Genomic DNA, 560 nt, shown 5'->3' with positions numbered 1-560 from the left:
AGTTGGCGCATTCGGTCGGGGTGACGAGGTCGAGGATGGCACCGACCTTGCGCCAGGTGGTCTCGACGGTTCGCTGCTCGGCGGCTCGCATGAGGTGCTTGAGCTTGGCGAAGAGCTGCTCGATCGGGTTCAAGTCCGGGCTGTAGGGCGGCAGGAACAGCAGGTGGGCCCCCGCCCGGCGGATGGCGCGGCGGGCGCGTTGTCCCTTGTGGCTGCCGAGGTTGTCGAGAATGACGATCTCGCCGGGCGCCAGCGTGGGGACCAGTACCTGTTCGACATAGGCGGTGAACAGGTCGCCGTTGATCGGCCCGTCGATCACGCAGGGCGCATCGACCCGATCCTGTCGCAGGGCGGCGACAAAGGTCAGCGTTTTCCAATGGCCGTGCGGCACGCGCGCGTCCAGCCGTCGCCCCCGCAGGCCCCAGCCGCGCAGCGGAGCCATGTTGGTCTTGATCCAGGTCTCATCGATGAAGACCAGGCGTCGTGGGTCGATCCTGCCCTGGTGGGCCTGCCAGCGTGCGCGCCTGAAGGCGATGTCAGGGCGTGACTGCTCGGCGGGC

General features: G+C 68.2%; 1 protein-coding gene. It reads right to left on the bottom strand.

What is annotated here, in order from left to right; all coding sequences use genetic code 11:
- A partial coding sequence (locus M0638_RS28550) for an IS630 family transposase (protein ID WP_248670347.1) occupies nt 1-560 on the bottom strand: 560 nt, incomplete at both ends.

The organism is Roseomonas acroporae (assembly GCF_023223525.1).
GTDB lineage: Bacteria > Pseudomonadota > Alphaproteobacteria > Acetobacterales > Acetobacteraceae > Roseomonas_E > Roseomonas_E acroporae.
The sequence above is the reverse complement of the archived record's forward strand: the minus strand, read 5'-3'. Positions and strand labels throughout refer to the sequence as shown.